Annotated in this window: 17 protein-coding genes; 8 read left to right on the top strand and 9 right to left on the bottom strand. The window is 69.6% G+C overall.

The genetic code is table 11. The features are described from left to right. Positions 1 to 132: 132 nt before the first annotated feature. On the bottom strand, positions 133 to 885 hold the full coding sequence (locus AB0M29_RS37810) for a D-Ala-D-Ala carboxypeptidase family metallohydrolase (protein ID WP_365391339.1): 753 nt from the start codon (positions 883 to 885) through the stop codon (positions 133 to 135). Between the two features lie 208 nt (positions 886 to 1093). Between AB0M29_RS37810 and AB0M29_RS37805 the strand changes: the two genes are divergently transcribed. Then, positions 1094 to 2410, top strand: coding sequence for a serine hydrolase domain-containing protein (locus AB0M29_RS37805; RefSeq protein WP_365391338.1), 1317 nt, complete (start codon positions 1094 to 1096; stop codon positions 2408 to 2410). Between the two features lie 398 nt (positions 2411 to 2808). On the opposite strand, the gene AB0M29_RS37800 is transcribed toward AB0M29_RS37805, so the two are convergent. Next, positions 2809 to 3363: a hypothetical protein gene (locus AB0M29_RS37800; RefSeq protein ID WP_365391337.1), complete on the bottom strand. Its 555-nt coding sequence runs from the start codon at positions 3361 to 3363 to the stop codon at positions 2809 to 2811. 343 nt (positions 3364 to 3706) lie between these two features. Here AB0M29_RS37800 and bla point away from each other — a divergent pair, with 343 nt between their 5' ends. Then, positions 3707 to 4513: a class A beta-lactamase gene (gene bla / locus AB0M29_RS37795; protein ID WP_365391336.1), complete on the top strand. Its 807-nt coding sequence runs from the start codon at positions 3707 to 3709 to the stop codon at positions 4511 to 4513. A 26-nt stretch (positions 4514 to 4539) separates the two neighbouring features. Here bla and AB0M29_RS37790 read toward each other — a convergent pair whose 3' ends face one another. Continuing rightward, positions 4540 to 5664, bottom strand: coding sequence for an isoafricanol synthase (locus AB0M29_RS37790; RefSeq protein ID WP_365391335.1), 1125 nt, complete (start codon positions 5662 to 5664; stop codon positions 4540 to 4542). 438 nt (positions 5665 to 6102) lie between these two features. Between AB0M29_RS37790 and AB0M29_RS37785 the strand changes: the two genes are divergently transcribed. Beyond that, positions 6103 to 9063, top strand: a complete 2961-nt coding sequence (locus AB0M29_RS37785) for an AAA family ATPase (RefSeq protein ID WP_365391334.1) — start codon at positions 6103 to 6105, stop codon at positions 9061 to 9063. A 25-nt stretch (positions 9064 to 9088) separates the two neighbouring features. On the opposite strand, the gene AB0M29_RS37780 is transcribed toward AB0M29_RS37785, so the two are convergent. The 3 genes from AB0M29_RS37780 to AB0M29_RS37770 form a co-directional block, all read right to left on the bottom strand. Then, complete coding sequence (locus AB0M29_RS37780) at positions 9089 to 9409, bottom strand: GYD domain-containing protein (protein WP_365391333.1); 321 nt, start codon at positions 9407 to 9409, stop codon at positions 9089 to 9091. A gap of 116 nt (positions 9410 to 9525) precedes the next feature. Further along, on the bottom strand, positions 9526 to 10017 hold the full coding sequence (locus AB0M29_RS37775) for a GNAT family N-acetyltransferase (protein WP_365391332.1): 492 nt from the start codon (positions 10015 to 10017) through the stop codon (positions 9526 to 9528). Positions 10018 to 10043: 26 nt separating this feature from the next. Next, entirely contained in the window at positions 10044 to 10649 is a 606-nt protein-coding gene (locus AB0M29_RS37770) for a DUF998 domain-containing protein (protein ID WP_365391330.1), read from the bottom strand. A 577-nt stretch (positions 10650 to 11226) separates the two neighbouring features. Here AB0M29_RS37770 and AB0M29_RS37765 point away from each other — a divergent pair. Continuing rightward, positions 11227 to 12135: an FAD-dependent oxidoreductase gene (locus AB0M29_RS37765; protein ID WP_365391328.1), complete on the top strand. Its 909-nt coding sequence runs from the start codon at positions 11227 to 11229 to the stop codon at positions 12133 to 12135. A 247-nt stretch (positions 12136 to 12382) separates the two neighbouring features. Here AB0M29_RS37765 and AB0M29_RS37760 read toward each other — a convergent pair whose 3' ends face one another. Then, positions 12383 to 13102, bottom strand: coding sequence for a hypothetical protein (locus AB0M29_RS37760; protein ID WP_365391326.1), 720 nt, complete (start codon positions 13100 to 13102; stop codon positions 12383 to 12385). 333 nt (positions 13103 to 13435) lie between these two features. On the opposite strand from AB0M29_RS37760, the gene AB0M29_RS37755 reads away from it, so the two are divergent. Further along, positions 13436 to 14038, top strand: coding sequence for a hypothetical protein (locus AB0M29_RS37755; protein ID WP_365391324.1), 603 nt, complete (start codon positions 13436 to 13438; stop codon positions 14036 to 14038). Between the two features lie 219 nt (positions 14039 to 14257). On the opposite strand, the gene AB0M29_RS37750 is transcribed toward AB0M29_RS37755, so the two are convergent. Continuing rightward, entirely contained in the window at positions 14258 to 14797 is a 540-nt protein-coding gene (locus AB0M29_RS37750) for a GIY-YIG nuclease family protein (protein ID WP_365391322.1), read from the bottom strand. A gap of 139 nt (positions 14798 to 14936) precedes the next feature. Here AB0M29_RS37750 and AB0M29_RS37745 point away from each other — a divergent pair, with 139 nt between their 5' ends. From AB0M29_RS37745 to AB0M29_RS37735, 3 genes are all read left to right on the top strand, one after another. Further along, on the top strand, positions 14937 to 15437 hold the full coding sequence (locus tag AB0M29_RS37745) for a YfbM family protein (RefSeq protein ID WP_365391320.1): 501 nt from the start codon (positions 14937 to 14939) through the stop codon (positions 15435 to 15437). Positions 15438 to 15603: 166 nt separating this feature from the next. Then, positions 15604 to 15987, top strand: coding sequence for a hypothetical protein (locus AB0M29_RS37740; RefSeq protein WP_365391318.1), 384 nt, complete (start codon positions 15604 to 15606; stop codon positions 15985 to 15987). Between the two features lie 857 nt (positions 15988 to 16844). Next, complete coding sequence (locus AB0M29_RS37735; RefSeq protein WP_365391316.1) at positions 16845 to 17123, top strand: hypothetical protein; 279 nt, start codon at positions 16845 to 16847, stop codon at positions 17121 to 17123. Between the two features lie 180 nt (positions 17124 to 17303). Here AB0M29_RS37735 and AB0M29_RS37730 read toward each other — a convergent pair. After that, positions 17304 to 17781: hypothetical protein (locus AB0M29_RS37730; RefSeq protein ID WP_365391314.1), on the bottom strand; the 478-nt coding region annotated here is incomplete at its 5' end.

The following is a 17781-nucleotide window of genomic DNA, read 5'->3' as shown; positions in this document are numbered from 1 at the left end:
GCCACGGCACTGTACTTCGGTTGCACCCGGCGTCATTCAGCCACCCCGGTGGGGAAATGCACGTCGGTAGGGGGGCAAGCGGGAGGAACGGGAGATAAGGGGTGAGTCGCCGCGTATCCTGTGCGCGCGCTGTCAGATCGTGCCGTCCTGCCACCACCAGGCGCGGCCCAGATCCGCCCTGCTGTCGACGTGCTGGTGGTCCTCGGTGTACGTCTCCAGGCCGGAGAAGCCACAGGTCTCCGCCTTCTGATAGACGGTCCTGTTGGCCACCCCGGGGACGTCGAGGTCGGCGGCCGTGCCGTAGAGGTGCATGCTGTCGCTCGCCCCGCCGACCGCGGCGTTGTGCGCGATGCTGCGGAAGCCGGAGTTGACCGTGATCGGTACGTTGCCCAGCTTCTTGCGCAGCGCCTCGAGCTTGTACATCGCGCGCCGCGCGTTCTCCTTCGCGGTGGCGGCGCTGACCTTTCCGCCCTCGAAGGTCCCGCTGACGCGGTCGGTGAACTCGCTGAAGTCGAAGTGCGCGGTGGAGCCGTCCGCACTCTGCAGCGCGTTGAGCTGCGCCTGCGTCGCGGGGCCGACGACCGCGTCGGCCGACAGCCCGTAGGCCGCCTGGAAGAGCCGCACCGCGGTGGCGGTGCCCGGCCCGAAGTCGCCGTCGACGGCCACCCGCGTGTGCCCGGGGCTGCCCGTCGCCCAGCCGCCCACCCTGATCTGCAGCTCGCTGACGTCGGCCCCGCTCATCCCCTGCGAGAGCGTCCGGGACCACGAGTACGCGTACGCGGGGCCGGACAGCACCAGCGATCCGAGCGCGGCACCCGCCCCTGCGGCCAGTGTCCCGCGCAGCAGCGTACGGCGGTTGAAGCGGGACGAGGAGGACGAGGTCATCGTTGTCCTTTCGAAAACCGGTCGGGGCAGGGCGAGTTGGTGCGTGAGGGTTCCCAGCATGCCGTCGGGGGTGGGGGTGCTCAAGAGGCGTGCGCCCTCGAATGGGTCTGCTGCCCGGACACGCCCTCGAATGGGGTAAAAGGTGTTTATCGGACATGGTGAGTGACACTACGACCTGACCCTGTCCCGCAGCGAACTGGATGCCCCTATGAACCCGCGTACGTACACCGCACGCACGGCTCGTACGTCCCCCACCCCAGCGCCGGCCTCGCCCCAGGCGACCTGCGCCGCCTCCCCCAAGCGCCGTACGACCGGGCGCGGCCGCGCCTGGCGGGCGCTGCTGATCGCCTCGCTGCTGCCGCTGACGGCGGCCGTGCCCGCGCTCGCCAGCCCGGCCGTCGGCAACCCGGCGCCGGACCCGAACAAGACCGGGCTGGTGGAGAAGAAGCTGGTCCCGGACCTGCTCGGGACCATGCAGAAGCTGCGCATCCCCGGCGCGCTCGTCTCGGTGACCATGCCGAAGTGGGGGACCACCACCACCGCCCTCGGCACCGACAACCTCGGCACCGGCCAGGCGATGGACGCCGCCGACCACCTGCGCGTCGGCGACATCACCAGGACCTTCACCGGCACCGTCATCCTGCAGCTCGCCGGCTCCCACCGCCTCGGCCTCGACGAGCCCGTCGCGCGGCTCATGTCCGGCGTCCCGAACGGGCAGCACATCACCGTACGCCAGCTGCTGCAGATGACCAGCGGGCTGTACGACTACAGCGAGGACCCGAACCTCAACCAGGCGCTCGACAAGCACCCGGACGCCCAGTTCGCGCCGGGCGACCTGCTCGCCGTCGCGTTCAGCCACAAGCCGTACTTCGCGCCGGGCAAGGGCTTCCACGACTCCGCCACCAACACGGTGCTGCTCGGCATGATCGCCGAGCGCGTCACCCACCAGTCGCTGCCGACCCTGCTGAACCAGCGGATCTTCACGCCGCTGGGCATGAAGGACACCCGTATCGACAACGGCGCCGCGATCGCCGCCCCGGCCGCCCGCGGCTACCAGTTCGTCGGCAACGCCGCCTCGCTGACCGCGCCCGTCCTCACCGGCAAGGACGCCGCCTGGGCCGACTACTCGGCGGGCAAGCCGCTCGACGTCACCCAGGCGAACGCCTCCTGGACCTGGGCCTCGGGCGCCGCCACCTCCACCCTCGCCGACCTGAACCGCTGGGCCCCGGCGCTGGCCACCGGCAAGCTGCTCAGCCCGGAGATGCGCCAGCAGCAGCAGCTCTTCATGCCCACCTCCACCACCGCGGGCGCCACCACGTACGGCCTGGCGCTGGCCGACTACCCCGGCTACACCGGCCTCATCGGCCACGAGGGCCAGATCCCCGGCTACTCCACCTTCATGGGGTACGACCCCAAGACCCAGGCCACCGTCGTCGTCATGGCCAACTCCGACCGCTCCCCGGACGGCACCACCCCGGCCACGGAGCTGATGAAGCGCGTCGTGGCGGACGTCTTCGGCGGCTGAGGCCGTCCTTCCCGCTCCCGCCCACACCCGTACGCCCCACGGTGCCCGCCACCGTGGGGCGTACGGCTCTGTCCGCGTACGGCTCTACCCGCCTACGGCCTACTCGCCACTCGCTACTTGCGGAAGCTCGGCCCACCGATGAAGACCAGGAGCAGCCCGACCACGAAGGCCATGACCCCCAACGAGAACCCGATAGTCGCCAGCGCCATCATCCCGGGGCCTCCTCACGTACGACCCCCACGCCCACGGGACCGGCCCGCGGCCACCCTCCCCCTCCCCCCGACCGTCTCACGCCCCCACCCCACCCGCAGATCAGCGCCCACCTCCCGAAACCGGGGTCTCACTTGCTGGACACGGGTCAGGCGCCTCACGGGGCGCGGACGGTGAGCCGCGCCGCCTCAGCCGCCGGCGCGCCGCGTGTGCTCACGCGCCGTACCGCCGCGCACGACGGCGCTCGTCAGTACTTGGGCGGACGAGGGCAGCGGCAGGCTGGGGTAGTGGCCCGTCCGGCGCCCCCGCCGCATCCAGTCGTCGAACGCGCGACTCACTTCCGCGGGCGTCAGCAACAGGACTATCGCCATGGAACGGGCGCTGCCGCCTTCGAGAGTGGTCACCCGGAACCATCCGGCCGGATCCGGGGCCAGCCTCTCCTTCGGCCAGATCTCATTGGCGTGCGGAATGCGGTGCACGATCCAGATGTCGTGATCCGCGGGCTGGTCGAGAACTCTGCCTTCGACCGTGACCTCACCGCCGACCCCGGCCATGTCACCGTCGCCGGGGGAGGTGAGCCAGGCGCGGCTCTCGCCTCCTGGCTGGGCGGCGCGGGCCTTTCCTTTCGCCCGCCGCCGTTGGGGATAGGACAGCACATGGGCCAGGGCGCGTTGTCCACGACGAGTGCACGCGGCGAAGAAGGACACGAAGATTGTGCTCAACGCGCCGCCCAGCGCCGCCAACAGTAAATTGACCATGTCCGTATCAGGCGCGCACGTATGGGAATGCCGCTGCGTGCCGTACCCCCCATTGGGCAGGGTAGGCTCCGGACGCCTCTCAGCTCACCACTTTGCGGTCGAAAGCCGCAAGTCGTCAGAACGCGCCCGCTTCCGGGGATCTTTGACAGCCTCCGGACCCCGAGCGAGGCTTCCTGGTGTGAGCCGCCCCGAACGCCGTACCGCACCCCGACCCAGGACCGCCTTCGCCTTACCGGCCGCGGCAGTCGCCTCGGCTCTCGGCCTGCTCAGCGGGTGCGGGGGAGGGGGTCCGGCGTCACCGCCCGCACGCACCACGGCGTCCGCGTCCGTGACCGTGACCGCTTCCGCGGCCCCGTCCTTCCGGGCGTTGGAGGACCGATACCACGCGCACCTGGGGCTGTTCGTCCTCGACACGGGTACGGGCCGCTCCGTCGCGTACCAGGCCGACGACCGCTTCGCGATGTGCTCGACGGCCAAGGCGCTCGCCGCCGGGGCGGTGCTGCGCAAGGCGGACGACGCGGCGCTCGGCCGGACCGTCACCTACGGCCGGTCCGACCTGCTCGACTACGCGCCCGTCACCTCGCGGCACGTGGACCACGGCATGGCGCTGTCGGCCGTACTGACGGCGGCGCTGCAGTACAGCGACAACACCGCCGAGAACCTGCTGCTGCGCGAACTCGGCGGCCCGCCCGGACTCCAAAGGGCGGTACGGGAGTGGGGCGACACCACCACCCACGTGGACCGTACGGAACCCGCCGTCAACGACGCCACCCCCGGCGACATCCGCGACACCAGCACAGCCCGCGCCCTCGCCACCGACCTGCGCGCCCTCCTCCTCGGCACCGCCCTCCCCACCGCCCACCGCGCCCTGCTCACCGACTGGATGACCCACAACACCACCGGCGGCCCCTACATCCGCGCGGCGGTGCCGAAGGGCTGGAAAGTGGCCGACAAAACTGGCAGCGGCGCCCACGGCACCCGCAACGACATCGCCGTCGTCCGGCCCACCCACGGAGCCCCGCTCGTCATCACCGTCCTCACCCACCGCACCCGCCCGAACACCCCCTCGGACGACCCCCTCATCGCCGAAGCCGTCCGCACGGCCCTCAAGTCCTTGGACCGAGCCCGGTCCTGAGGGGCGTCCCGGGCGCGGCAGGGCCGTCAGTGCTGGGCCGGGACGATGTCCTGGGTGAGGTGGCCCCAGGGGCGGGGGCGGCCGCCGCTGACGGCCGCGATGCCGGCCTCGTCGTAGCGGGAAGTGGCCAGGGACCAGGCGAGGTTGCCCGCCATGAGGTGGCGCATGCCGTCGACGTAGTGGCTGACGTGCTCGCGGGTCTCGCGGGGGACGCCGCTGCGGGCGAGGGTGCCGGGGAGGGTGGCGGCGAGGCGGGTGAAGCGGGCCGTGCGGGAGTTGGCGAGGGCGCTGATGTGGGCGACCGACTCCTCGATCGTGCAGCCCTGTTGGGCGCGGTGGACGACCACGCTGTTGGTGACGTCGCCCGCCGCCAGTTCCTTGACCAGGGAGATGATGTCGTTGACGAAGATCACCACGTCGCCGGTGATCTCCCGCATCTCGGCGAGGACCGGCGAGCGGTGCATCTCGTCCGGCAGGGCGTAGCCGCCGCAGCGCTCGGTGAAGTCCAGGCAGGGCCGTACGCCGATGGACTCCCGCCGGACGTCGAGGAACTGCTGGAACGACGGCGGCCGTTCGGCGTTGCGCTGGTGCGCCTCGCCCTCGTGCGCGGCCAGATACGCCCGCCAGTGCGCACGGAACCGCAGCCGCCAGCTGTTCGGGGCGGACGCGGTGGAGCGGAGCCAGATGTTGCGGAAGGCGCGGACGAGCGGGGTGTCCGACTCCTCGGCGCCGAAGCCCGGGACATCGGTCGCCGACGGCGCCCCCTCCACCAGCGGTGTCCCCTCCACCGTCATCGTGTCCACGAGCGTGTCCACGACGCGCCGTATCTCCTCGGGCCGGGTGCCGAGCCCGCCGTCGAACTGGTCGTCGAAGATGAAGAACCAGGCGTTGAAGTCGGCGGCCAACTCCAGCCCGGAGGCGGTGGCGTCGGGGTAGAAGTACGCCATCAGCCGTTCCAGCCGTAAGGCGTCGTACTCGGCCGTGGCGGAGTCCCCGGTGAGCAGGCCCATGCCCTGCGCCCACTGCAGGGTGTGCTGCCGGGCGCGCTCGGCGTGCCGGTTCAGCCGGGCGGGGAACGGGATCCTGACCGCCCCGGCACGCCGGGCGGGGTCCAGGGGGATTGCGGGGCCGGAGACGGTCTCGTCTGACATGCGCCCTCCTGGATGCCGCGAAGTGCCCTGCCGCCCAAGGCGGTTCGGGCCCGAGGTGTTCCGGGTGCCGTGGAGAGAGAGCGTAGGCGCGGTGTAGCAAGGGTGACCCCGGCGTACAGGTGGTGACGGGAGCGCGACCGGCGCATGCGCCGTCACGCGTGTGCCCCCTCCGGATTCCCGGGTGTCCGCCAGTGCCCACCCGGGCCTTCCCGACGCGCCCCAGCGCTCCCATGAATGCCTCCGCGCCCCCGCGGCCCCCACGGCCCCGCCCGGCACCGGGCGGCGGGGAGCATACCGGTCCCGTTCCTGTCACGGACCAAGTCGACGCGGGCCGACGGAGGATGTCACGAAGGGGGCCTCGTGACGTGCCCGCGTGCGTACGCTGTCGCTATCTACGGCTACAGACGAGCGCGGACACCACGGTTTCGAGGAAACTACATGGCTTTCACCGGAGACCAACCGCCTTGGCACACCGGGCTGTTGCTGGAGCGCGAGAAGGAAATGGCCGCGCTGGAGTCCCTGTTGGCGGATCTGGGCGGGCGGGCCAAGAGGCCGACGTCGCAGGGTCCGGCCGCCCAGGGCTCTCCCGGGCCGACCGCGACCGGCACCGGCGGACTCCTCGTCTTCGCCGGGTCCGCGGGGCTCGGCAAGACCTCCCTCCTCCAGGAGGTGCGCAGAAGGACCCTGGCCCGCGGCTTCACCGTGCTGTCCGCGCGTGGCGGGGAGCAGGAGCAGGGCGTCGCCTTCCAGGTGGTGCGCCACCTCTTACAGCCGCTGCTCGCCACCGGCACCGAGCAGGAGCACCGCGAGACGCTCGGCAACTGGTACGACATCGTCGCGCCCGCCCTCGGGCTGGTGGCGGCGCCGAACGGCTCCCCCGACCCGCAAGGCGTACGGGACGGCCTGGACTGGATCGTCACCCGGTTCGCCGTACAGCGCGCCCCGCTGGTGGTGATGCTCGACGACGCGCACTGGGCCGACGCCGAGTCCCTCGCCTGGCTGACCGGCTTCGCGCCGCGGGTCACCGAGCTGCCGATGCTGCTGGTCGTCACGTACCGGCCCGACGAACTGCCGCGCGACGCCATGACGTTCGGCAGGCTGGCGGTGGGCCACGGGTCGCGCCCGCTGGATCTCGCGCCGCTCACCCCGGGCGCCGTCAGCCGTATCGTGCGCGACACCCTGGGCGAGGACGCCGACGAGGCGTTCTGCCGGGAGACCTGGGCGGTCACCGGGGGCAACCCCTTCGAGGCCGTCGAACTCGCCGCCAGGGTCGCCGACCGCGGACTCAAGCCCCAGGTCGTCCACCTGCCCGAACTGCGTGAGCTGGCCTCCGCGGTGAAGGGCGGCGGCCTGGTCGAGCGGCTGGAGCGGCTCGGCACCTCCGCGGTCCGCTTCGCCTGGAGCGCCGCGGTGCTGGGCGCGATGGCGACCCGCGGCACGGCCGCGAGCGTCGGCGGACTGGGCGAGGCCGAGTCGGCGGACGCCGTCGCCCGGCTGCGGGAGGCCCGTATCCTCGCCGACCAGCCCCGCGACGCGCACGAAGAGGGCGACGGACGGCTGGAGTTCTTCCACCCGCTGGTCGCCACCACTGTCTACCGGGCGATCCCCGCGGCCTTCCGGGTCGCCATGCACGGCCAGGCCGCCGCGGTCGTCTCCCAGGCGGGCCTCGGCACCACCGCGGTCGCCCGCCACCTGCTGGAGACGCACCCCGAGAGCGACCCGTGGGTGGTGCAGCAACTGTGCGCTGCCGCCCGCGAGTACCTGCGGGCAGGCGCCCCGGACGCCGCCCGCCGCTGTCTGGCACGCGCGCTGCGCGAACCTCCGGCCATGGAGGACCGCGCCCAGGTGCTCTTCGAACTGGGCTGCTCCGCCCTGCTGACGGAACCCGCGATCACCGTCAACCACCTGCGGGCCGCGCTGGAGGAGCCTGTCCTCACGCCCGACCTGCGCGAGGCGATCGTCTACCGGCTGGCGCAGGCACTCGGCCACTCCGACCGGATGGCGGAGGCCGCCGAGACCGTCGCGGAGGCGGCCCGCGCGGCCACCGACGCCAAGACCCGGCTGCACCTGCAGGCCGAGCAGTTCATGTGGAACGCCTTCCGGGCCGACGAGCAGGACTCCAGCGCCCGCTCCCACAAGCTCGCCCGGCTCGCGGACCACCTCACCGCCCGCGGCACCGCCGAGCGCTACATCCTGGGCCTGCGTGCCTGGGACGCGATGGTACGGGGCGAGCCCGCCGCCACCGCGCTGCACTGGGCGGAGCAGGCGCTCGGCGACGGCCTGTCGTGGACCGACGATCTGTGGGGCTTCGAGGTGCCGGTCCTGGTGGCCCTCACCTTCATGTACTGCGACCAGCCCGGGCGGGCGGAACAGCTCTTCCACCAGGGCATCGCGGAGTGCCAGGACAAGGGCTGGCGCGGCGCCCATCTCTCCTTCGGCTACACGCTGCTGGGCTACATCCGCTTCCGCCGCGGGCGCCTCGCCTCCGCCGAGGCCATGGTCCGCGACGGCCTGCGGATCGCCGACCGGGTCGGGCACCAGGTGCCCGCGCAGTACTTCGCGCTCGGCATCCTCATCGAGATCCTGCTCGCCCGCGGCCGTACCGACGAGGCGCAGGAACTCGCGATGACCTACGGCTACGGCGACATCACGCCCAGCGCCGTGGTCTACCCGGACGCGCAGACGGTCCACAGCGAGCTGCTGCTCGCGCTCGGCCGCCACCGCGAGGCCGAGGAGCAGCTGATCCGCGTCGGCGAGCGGCTCGACGCGCGCGGCATGCGCAACCCGGCCTGGTGCCCCTGGCCGCTGCGACTCGCCCTGGCCAGGGAGGTCACCGACCCGGACCGTGCCGCCGAGATCGCCGAGGAAGGCGTCGCCAGGGCCCGCAGATTCGGTACGCAGACCGCGATAGGCCAGGCACTGCACGCCCTGGCCGCGGTCACCCCGATGCCCCGGCGCGCCGCCCTCCTCGCCGAGGCCGTCGAGCACCTCGAACGCTCACCCTCCGGCTACGACCTCGCCCACGCCCTCGTCGACCACGGCGTCGCCCTGCGCCGCACCGGCCTGCCGCAGCACGCCGCCGAACAGCTCCACCGCGGCCTCGAAGGCGCCGCGCAGTGCGGCGCCGACACCCTCGCCGCCCGCGCCCGCGAAGAGCTGGACGCCACCGGCCCCTGGCCCCTCCAACCCCGCACCGCCGAGGCCGACTCCCTCACCGTCCAGGAGCGCACCGTCGCCGAATGGGCCGCCGCCGGCCGCTCCGTGACCGAGATGTCCGAGGCCCTCAACACCTCCGACACCGCCGTCACCCGCCTGCTCTCCGACGTCTACCTCAAAGTCGGCACCGACCACGCGGGCCTCCCCCGCCTCCTCGGCGGCCCGGAGACGGAGGGGCGGTAGGACACGCCCTAGGGGGCCCGCATGATTACGCCGACGGCGGCCGGAACGTGGCCTGCCTGCTGGTGGCCTCGTCGATCTCCTCGACGGTCAGCAGGGGAGTGGCCCTGGTGCGCAGGCTGCCGCTCGCGGTGACCATCATGCTGACCGCGGCCATCGAGATCGCGTCGGGGAAGTCGACGATGATCACGGTGTCGTCCTCGCCGAAGGCGAAGTACATCGCCTCGACGGTGCCCCCGAGGCTGGCGACGGCCTCGTCCACCGCGCGGCGGCGGCCCGTGCCGCCCTCCCGCAGCAGTCCCTTGGTGCCCTCGGCGGTGTAACTGGCCTGGATGAGGTACTTCGGCATCCGGTGACGCTCCCTCCGGCAGAGTGCCTCTGCGCTCCGCACCAGCCTCGTCCCGCATACGGCGGCGGGCGACCCGGCGGCGGCCGAACGGGTGACCCCGCGACGTCCCCTCACCGTCAGGGCAACGGGCGCGTCAGCCACACCACTTCGCCGTTGTCCTCCGTGGAGACGTGGTCCCGCGCGAAGCCGAGCTTCTCCAGCACCCGAAGCGACGGTGTGTTCCACGTACCCACGGTCGACCAGAGCCGCCTCCGCCCCGTCGCGCCCGCCGCCGCGGCCGCTTCCGTGGCGTAGCCCTGCCCGTGCACCCGCTGGAACAGCTCGTACGCGATCTCCGGCTCCTCCAGGCTGGAGCGGCCGATGATCAACCCGCAGTAGCCGATGAAGTCGCCCTCCTCACGCCGCTGAATCGGCAGCAGCGCGATCCCCGTCTCCTGCGTGGCGGCGAGCAACTCCTCGATCCCCGTCCGCGCGTACTCGACCGTCGGCGTCCCCTTCCCCCGCTCGGCGAGCAGGGCGCTGAAGTCGTCGGCGTCCGACGTGGCCCACGGCCGCAGCACCAGCCGCTCGGTCTCCAGGTGAAACGCCATCGTCTCGTACGTAGCCATGCCCCTCACTCTGCCACGGGGGCCGGTCATGAAATCGGCTGGTCACCGTCGGGGGAGGAGTGGCGGAGGCAGGACACGACCACCACGACGGGCCAGAGGGACTGCGCGGCCGTCAGGACGCGCTCGGCGACGCCGGCGGCACCTTTCGTCTGCAGCTCGAACAGGAACCACGCGCCTCCGGCGAGCATCAGCGCGCTCACCGTCACGGACGGCACGGGCCGCAGCCCCCACGGAGCACCGCCACTGCGGTTGGCCGCCAGCACCGGCCAGACCGCCAGCAGGGAGAATCCGACCGCGACCACCGAGCCGTGCGACAGGGAGCCGCCACTGTTCGGCGCGGGGAACAGCGCCAGGACCATCGCGGAGACCCCACCGGCGCCCAGCGCCAGCCGCCCCGCCAGCTCCGCGGGGCGCAGCCCCCACGCCGTCACCAGATGGCACGAGCCCAGGACGATGAGCGTCGTGGTCAGCGCCCAGTACCCCGAAGGCCCGTCGGACGCCAGCACGCTGATGGTCTGGCGCACGGGACTGTAACCGGGCCCGTGGATGACCGCGGCGATGGTCGGCCCGCCGAACAACACGACAGGAGCGCACCCGGACGACAAGAGGGCCCACCGTGGCACAGATCGCATCAGACCACCGTAAAACGGTCACCGCGTTCCGCCCGCTGCACACGCGGACCGGCCCCCCGCCGACATCATCGACCCGCACCGCACGCATATGCTCGCCCGGCGGCGCCAGCCACCCGAGGGAAGCGGACACCGGAATCCGGCGAGCACCGGTCGTGCGCCCCGATCCTCTTCCGCGCCGCTCTCACCTCCCCCTCCGCCGCCGGACCACCGCGGCCGCTCATCGGAAGAACGACCGTCGCCGTGTCCGCGGCGCTGTTCGCGATAGCCGCCGGGTCCGTACAGCCCGCGCTGGCCGACGGCGTGCCGCAGGCGCGACTCCCTCGGCCGACGCGGCCTCCACGCTGCTGAAGACCGCGCAGAACGTGACCCACCCCGGCCAACTCCCCGTCCAGCACGGCGACACCGTCAACTGGACGGTCGGCTACCACAACGCGGCCACCGGCGCCCCGGTAGAGCGCCTTGGGGCGGGAGCTGCCGTGGGGCGAGAGATCGGGGCCAATAGGCCTCCCGCGCGATGACTCATCGGCAGACCCCAACTCCTCATCAAATGCCTGGCTCCGGTGCTGGAATAGGCGGCATGGCAGAGACCTCGTCCCGGTACAGCACGGACCTGCTCATCGTCGGCGGCGGGCCGGCCGGATGCGCTGCCGCCGTCATGGCCGCGAGCCTCGGCATGGGGTCGATCCTCATCGAGGCGGACGCCCTGTGCGGGAAGCTGCGGCACATTGCGGCGGTCAACAACGTCGTCGGCGGCCACGCCAGCGGGCCGGAGTTGGGAGCAGCGATCGCGGGAGACGTTGCGCGTACGGAACTGTGCACTGTTGAACTCGGCGTCTGTGCCTCGGAGATCCGTGCCCAGGACGACCGGGTGACGGTCACGACGGACACCGGTCAACGCCTGGAGGCGCCGTACGTGGTGGTGGCAACGGGGGTCGGCCCGCTGCCGGTTGGCGAGGCGCCCTGGCTGACGGTCGCCACCGAGGCGATGCCGCCCACCCTGTGGGGCGCGAAGATCTCAGACGCCTCGCGCGGCGTGCTCCTGGTCCTCGGCGCCGACCGCCCCCTGGGCACCTTCCTCCGCGCCCACCCCGCCCTGGACGCGACCGTCGTGGTGGCCTATCCGCCGGAGGACGACTACAAGGTCGACGAAGTACGCAACGACCCGCGCGTCACCCTGCTGCCGGTGACCGCCCTAACCCTCCGCCGCGGTGACGGCCCACGGTTCGCCGCCGAGTGGACCGACCGGCAAGGACACGTCGGAGCAGCCACCACGGACGCAGCCTTCCTGAACCTGGGCAGCGCCCCCACCCCGCCCCCGGGCGCCCTCGCGCAGGGCCCCGACGGCTACTGCCCACCCGACCAGCAGCACCCCCGCATCCTGACCGCCGGCGACCTCCGCGCTTCCCGCTACCAGCGGATCACGGCCGCAACCGGCTCGGGCGCCGAAGCAGCACTCCGGGCCTACTACACGGAATTGGACGCGTAATGCGGCGGTGAGGACAACAAAAAGCCCCAGGCGGACCACCCGGGGCTTCGCAATTTTGGAGCGGATGACGGGAATCGAACCCGCGCTCTGAGCTTGGGAATCAACGGTGCCGGAGCTGTGCTGTGGCCGCTGAGCTGCGAGAACAGTGCTTTCGGCTACTTTCGGGAGGTGGTGGAGCGCCCGTGGTTGACCGGCGTACACCGCCCCTACTGGTGCACATCTGGTGCGTCGGGCGGCGGCAACGAGGTTAGTGCTCGCGCCGGGCGCAGTCGGCGGGGTAGAGAGTGGAGCCGGGCGTGAGTTGAGGGCTGGGGTTCCTGAGTTCGATGTACGCGGAGCCCGACGCTTCGGCCACCAATGTGTTGATCCAGAGGTTCGGACCCGGCTGCCCGAACGGTGGGGTGTGCGCTTCGGCCTCGACCGGTGTTTGTACGGGGGCGCCTTCGAGGGTTGCGACGGCGATCAGATTGCTCCCAGGCCGCTGCTCGATCTCGTTGATGGTCAGCCGCCAGTGAAGATCGGCCTCTGCCAGGAGCTGTTTGCCGTGGACCCCGAAGGCAAGAAGCGCGCTGCTGCCGGCTCGTATGCGCCCCGCAATCGCGCAGCAGATAGGGACGGAGGCGCCGGACGGGGTGTCCACCCGGCAGTGGCCGGCGGCCGGGTAGCAACTCAGTGCCTGTGACAGCAAGCCGATGGCAGCGCCTTTGATGCCCAGTCGGTGGCCGTCCTCGACGAGGTCCAGCAGGATCGGTGCGGCTGCGTACGCCGCAGGGAAGACCATTGCGGCGTGACCCCGGACAAATCCGCTTCCGGCCAGAGTGGCTGCCGCGTCGCCCGTCTCGTTGGCTGTGGTGGACACCGCCAACAACCGCAGGGCTTGGCCGACGCGCTCCGGATCGTCGTGTCGATGCCCCGTCGGGTTGGGTATCGCCGACCAGTCGACGGCGTCGATGGCATCAAGGAACACGCCCGTATTCTTCCGCACGGATGCGATGAGCTGAGCCTCGTCTCGGCGCCTTCCCGAGCTATGAAGGACTTTGCATGCCGTCGACGGAGCGTGCGACTGATGCCGCCCTGACCGTGGCGCCCCGCAGTCAAGACGCTCTCCAACTGTGCTTGTGCCTTGTGGGCCCTCGTGCAGGGCTGGGTCGCTTTCGCTCATGGCCAGCCGGTCCTCGGAACGGCTACGGGCGCTTCGTTCCCTCTGAACCGCTGCGAATGGCGCTGAATGAGACGGAACTGAGGCGGGTGACAGACAACTCGGGTGACTCCGGGTTTCGATTACCGCTAGCGTGCGGCGGTGATCAACGATGAGGGAGTACGCCTGGGCGCAGAGGCCGCACGTCGTCTGGCAGAGACGGGTCTGTACGAGTGCGAGCCGGGTCTGACGGAAGCCGAGTTCGCACGCATCGAGCAGACGTACGGCTTCGAGTTCGCGGACGATCACCGAGCGTTCCTGGCGGCTGGCCTCCCGGTCAACGTACCTCCCGAGGACGGGCAGACCTGGTCCAGGCCCTGGCCAGAGTGGCGCGGTGGCGACATGGACAGCTTGCGTCGACAACTCGACTGGCCGGTCGAAGGCGTACTGCTCGACGTTGAGCACAACGGGTTCTGGTACGAGGGCTGGGGTGAGCGTCCACCCGACGGCACAACGGCGTTGGATGCTGCGCGGCGTTACCTGGCGCAAGCACCGGTCCTGGTTCCTGTGTACGCCCATCGCTGCCTGCCCGCTGGCCGGGGGAGCTTCGGGCATCCCGTGCTCTCGATGTGGCAGACCGACATCATCTATTACGGCCTGGACCTGGTCGACTATGTGCACCAGGAGTTCGACAATGAGCGGGGTGAGGTCGATGAGAGCTGGAACCCGCAAGCAACGGTCTCGTTCTGGCGGGACCTTCTCTGACAGCTCGGGGTACGCGGGCAAGCACTGACCGCACTCAGAGCTTGGGAATCACCGCGCCTCGGAGCGTAGGAAGCAGCCCTGACCAGCGGGAACGGTGCTTCTGGTACGGCCTGGCCGGACTCACCGTTGGACCGCATGTGACCGGGGTCTACCACTCGGTCGGGCACGCGTCGGGCACGTGCCTGGTGTTGAGTGCTGTTCTCGGCCCTTCCGTTGTCGCTACGTGCTGACGGGCAGTTGCCGGGCCTGGTCCCGGGCTGCGGCACGGATCTCTTTGAGGCGGGAGTGGAAGGGGTTGTGGGCGTTCTGGTCGAGGTTCAGCGGGAGGTCGAGCTGAGCGATCAGTTGCGACTCCAGGACCCACGGCTGCGGGTGCTCGATCCAGCAGACGTGTGCGCAATCGGCCATCCACGCGCTGAGTGCGGCTTCCCCGGACTTGCCGAAGGTCATGCGTTTGCCGCTGCCGACCCGGTGGAGTTCCAATCCGAGTAGGCAGCCCAGCGTCAGGCGCAGCGTCGAGTTGGCCGCGTTGCCCCGGAAGTGATTCCAGATCCGCCTGCGCAGGTTCTGTGTGCTGGTCCGATTGGCCATGTAGCGCGGTGCGATGCCCACGTAGAGCAGGCGTTCAGCGGCCAACTCAAAGAATGGCGCCTCCTTGAAGTGCCACCCGTACACACCAGCAGCCGCGGGGACCGGACTGGGCCGCACCAACACCTCGCCTGCCGACCACAGTCGCTGTGGCGTGACGAGAGCCTCCACGGCATGCCTCCGGTGCTCGATCTGACCTGCTTGCACGCTACTCGCTCGCCCTGCCCAGCGCTTCGCCACCCGCGGCTCTGCATCGCCGACAGGGGGCCGCTGAAGTCGCCGTGTCAGTGGCTGCTCCTAGCATCCAGCCATGAGCATGATCGGCGAGTACTTCCGGTTGACGACGGCTGACCTGGAACGTGCCCTGGAAGACCCTGACTGGGCCCTCGACTTCATTGATGAGACGCGGGACGCAGAGGAGGAGTCGGAGCCGTCGCCAGCGGAAGCACGACACTTCAGCACGTACAAGACGTGGGACCTGCTGGGCTTCCTGCTGCGGCGCTCAGGCTGTCCCGTCGATGTCGTCCATGGCGAGGAGCCACTTGGCCAAGCCGACGACTGGGGGTACGGACCGCCGCGCTACCTGCCGGTGGAGCGCGTACGCCTGGGCGCCGAAGCCCTCGGCCGCATGCCATATGACCAACTCATCGCGCACGTCAACCACCAGGAGCTCATCACCGCCGATGTGTACCCCCAAGGATGGGACAGCGCTGAGTCCCTGGATTGGGCCCGCGACTGGTACTCGGGGCTCATACGTTTCTTTGGCGCCGCCGCCCGCGATGGGCAGGCCGTCATCGTCTGGCTCGAATGAAGACAAGCCCCACGCCGACGGCTCTCCGGCTTCTGACCCGTAGCGCTTGAGAGACAGTGCGCGAGCGGTGATACGGGTCGCCGCAGGGTGGCAAAGGGACTTTGTGGTCCGGCTGAGGTTGCGGTACTCCGCTGCTGTACCGCACGATGCCTCGGGAGGCGGGGGCATGGAGCGTGAGCAACTCGAAAAGCTGCTGTCCGGAAGTGACGCGGCATCGGCGGCAGCTCTTGCCGCTCTCCGCAGTGGCGCCTCCTACGTCATCTGGGATGGGGCTGCCTCTGCTGAGCCGGTCGCCCACATCTACGAACAACGACTACAGCACACTCGCCGGAAGGGCATCGACACCGTAGGACTGGAGCGCGCCGTCACACTCTTGGCGCATCAGGATCGACCGATAGGCATGGGGCAGATGAGGGCCGCCGATGGATCCTGGGTCTTTATCCTGTTCCTTTCCGAAGACCACACTGCATTGGTGGCATGCACCGGTGTACGACAAAGGGTGAGGGATCACCTCACACAGGTGCCCAGCACTGAGCCAGACGGCAATTGAAGCGGTGAGCTTCGGGCTGCCTGGCTAGCATCCTCAATGACGGGGGAGGGGACCGTGGCACTGGCTCGCAAGGGATCGCGCTCTATCGCCGTGGGCGGTACGCGTTACCGCTGGCGGATACGGAGCAGGCCCACTTACTCACAGGGTCTGGGCTGGAAGCCCTGCACGTTCGCCGTTGAGCACGCGAACACCCCTGGGGCGGTACTCGTCGTCAGTACCAACCAGCCGCACCCCAGCAACTGGTTCGGATGGGAGTCCCAACCTGTGCTGCCGAAGCAAGTGGCTCAAGCCATTGAACGCGCACTTCGCGACGGTTGGTCCCCCACCACCCCAGGCCGACCGTTCCGCCTGGACCTGTCAGCCGGCTTTACGCCCTTGCTATGAGCTAGGCACTAGGCCTGAGCTTGGGAATCAACGGTACTTGACCATCTGAGTCGGGCCTGAGCTGCAGGAACGCGCTCTTCGGACCCTCATCGAGGCGGACGGAGTCTCCGCCGTTGACCGCGGTGCACCGACCCTTCTGGCGCATATCTCGTGCGGCGTCGGAGAGCCGTACGGCGCGCCATCGCTTTCTGGGTCTACCCCGGAAGGTCACGCCAGGGGTTCATGTTGGGACCGGTCGCCAAGGGCCGCGAAGGTTGGTCAGGTCGAGGCACCGCTGGTGTGCAGGTCCGTGGCGATGGCTCGATGCCGGGAGAGTGGAAGCTACCCCTGTCCGACCTGGCCCTCGAACGACGAGCTAGCTCGGTGCTCTGCGACCGTGCCTCGCGTTGCCAGGACCCCAACCCCTGTTCCGGGACGTTGGCACCCTGAACCGGCGCTACGCTGACCGACAGCAATCGGACGAAAGGGTAGCTATGATCAAGTACGACATCGCGGTGACGGCGCCAGGCAGACTCAGAGTTCCTAATGAAGTTCCTGCGCCGATCGCCGGGCTATTCGACACTCAGGCGGAAGCATGGTTTGCCTTATTTGACTATATGGCTGCACATTATCCGACGAGGCTCAATCGGGATAAGGTCAAATTGTTTGACTTCTCCCTTGATTTGCTACGACTCGGCCAAGCAGACATAGACATTTTCCGCTACACCATTCAACCTATTGTTCGTAATGAGAATGACGAAAGCGATAGGTGAAAAAGCCCGCACCCTCGACCTAGGCGATTTTCCTGGTGGTCAAAGATCGGAGTTAATTCGCGCTCTGAGTTCGGGAGTCACTGGGGTGTGATTCTACATGACCGTGCTGACCGGCCGGGGCGACGACAGAGTCACCGAGAAGACTGCACGCAGAACGTAAGCCTATTCGATCCTACATTTTCACTGCTCGAAGGGGTCGAGTTTCGGCTGGCCCTTCCTGATTTTCACCGCATCGCGGTACATCTGTAGGCCCGATTCTCCCATAAAGAATTTGCAGTGATCATCGTTCGCTACGAGTTCTGCTTGCAACTCCGCATCCCCTCCAAGGCTCCCTAGATCTACGTCTGGCAGCGTGAGGTATAGACTTACACCCCCATTCGCGCCGTGACGTAAAATTTGCAAGCACAGCGACGCGGCTTCGGGGCTCTCGCGAAGAAGTCGATGAGCCTCTTCTATTCCGATGATAAGCGCTGGCTTTTCGGGCGACGGATCTACGTATCCACCATTATCTTTGCGGAATTCTAGAATCCGTACGGCTGCCGCAAGCATGTGCAGGGATCGCCCTAGTGTCGTGTGAATGAAGTCCTTGGACGTTTGGGGGTGGCGTGTTCGAGGATGTCGTCGGCGGTTTTGGTCCATGTGAAGGGCTGGCAGCGGT

The organism is Streptomyces sp. NPDC051976, from assembly GCF_040680795.1.
Classification (GTDB): Bacteria; Actinomycetota; Actinomycetes; order Streptomycetales; family Streptomycetaceae; genus Actinacidiphila.
Note: the sequence above shows the minus strand (reverse complement) of the source record. Positions and strands in the feature narration are given on the sequence as shown.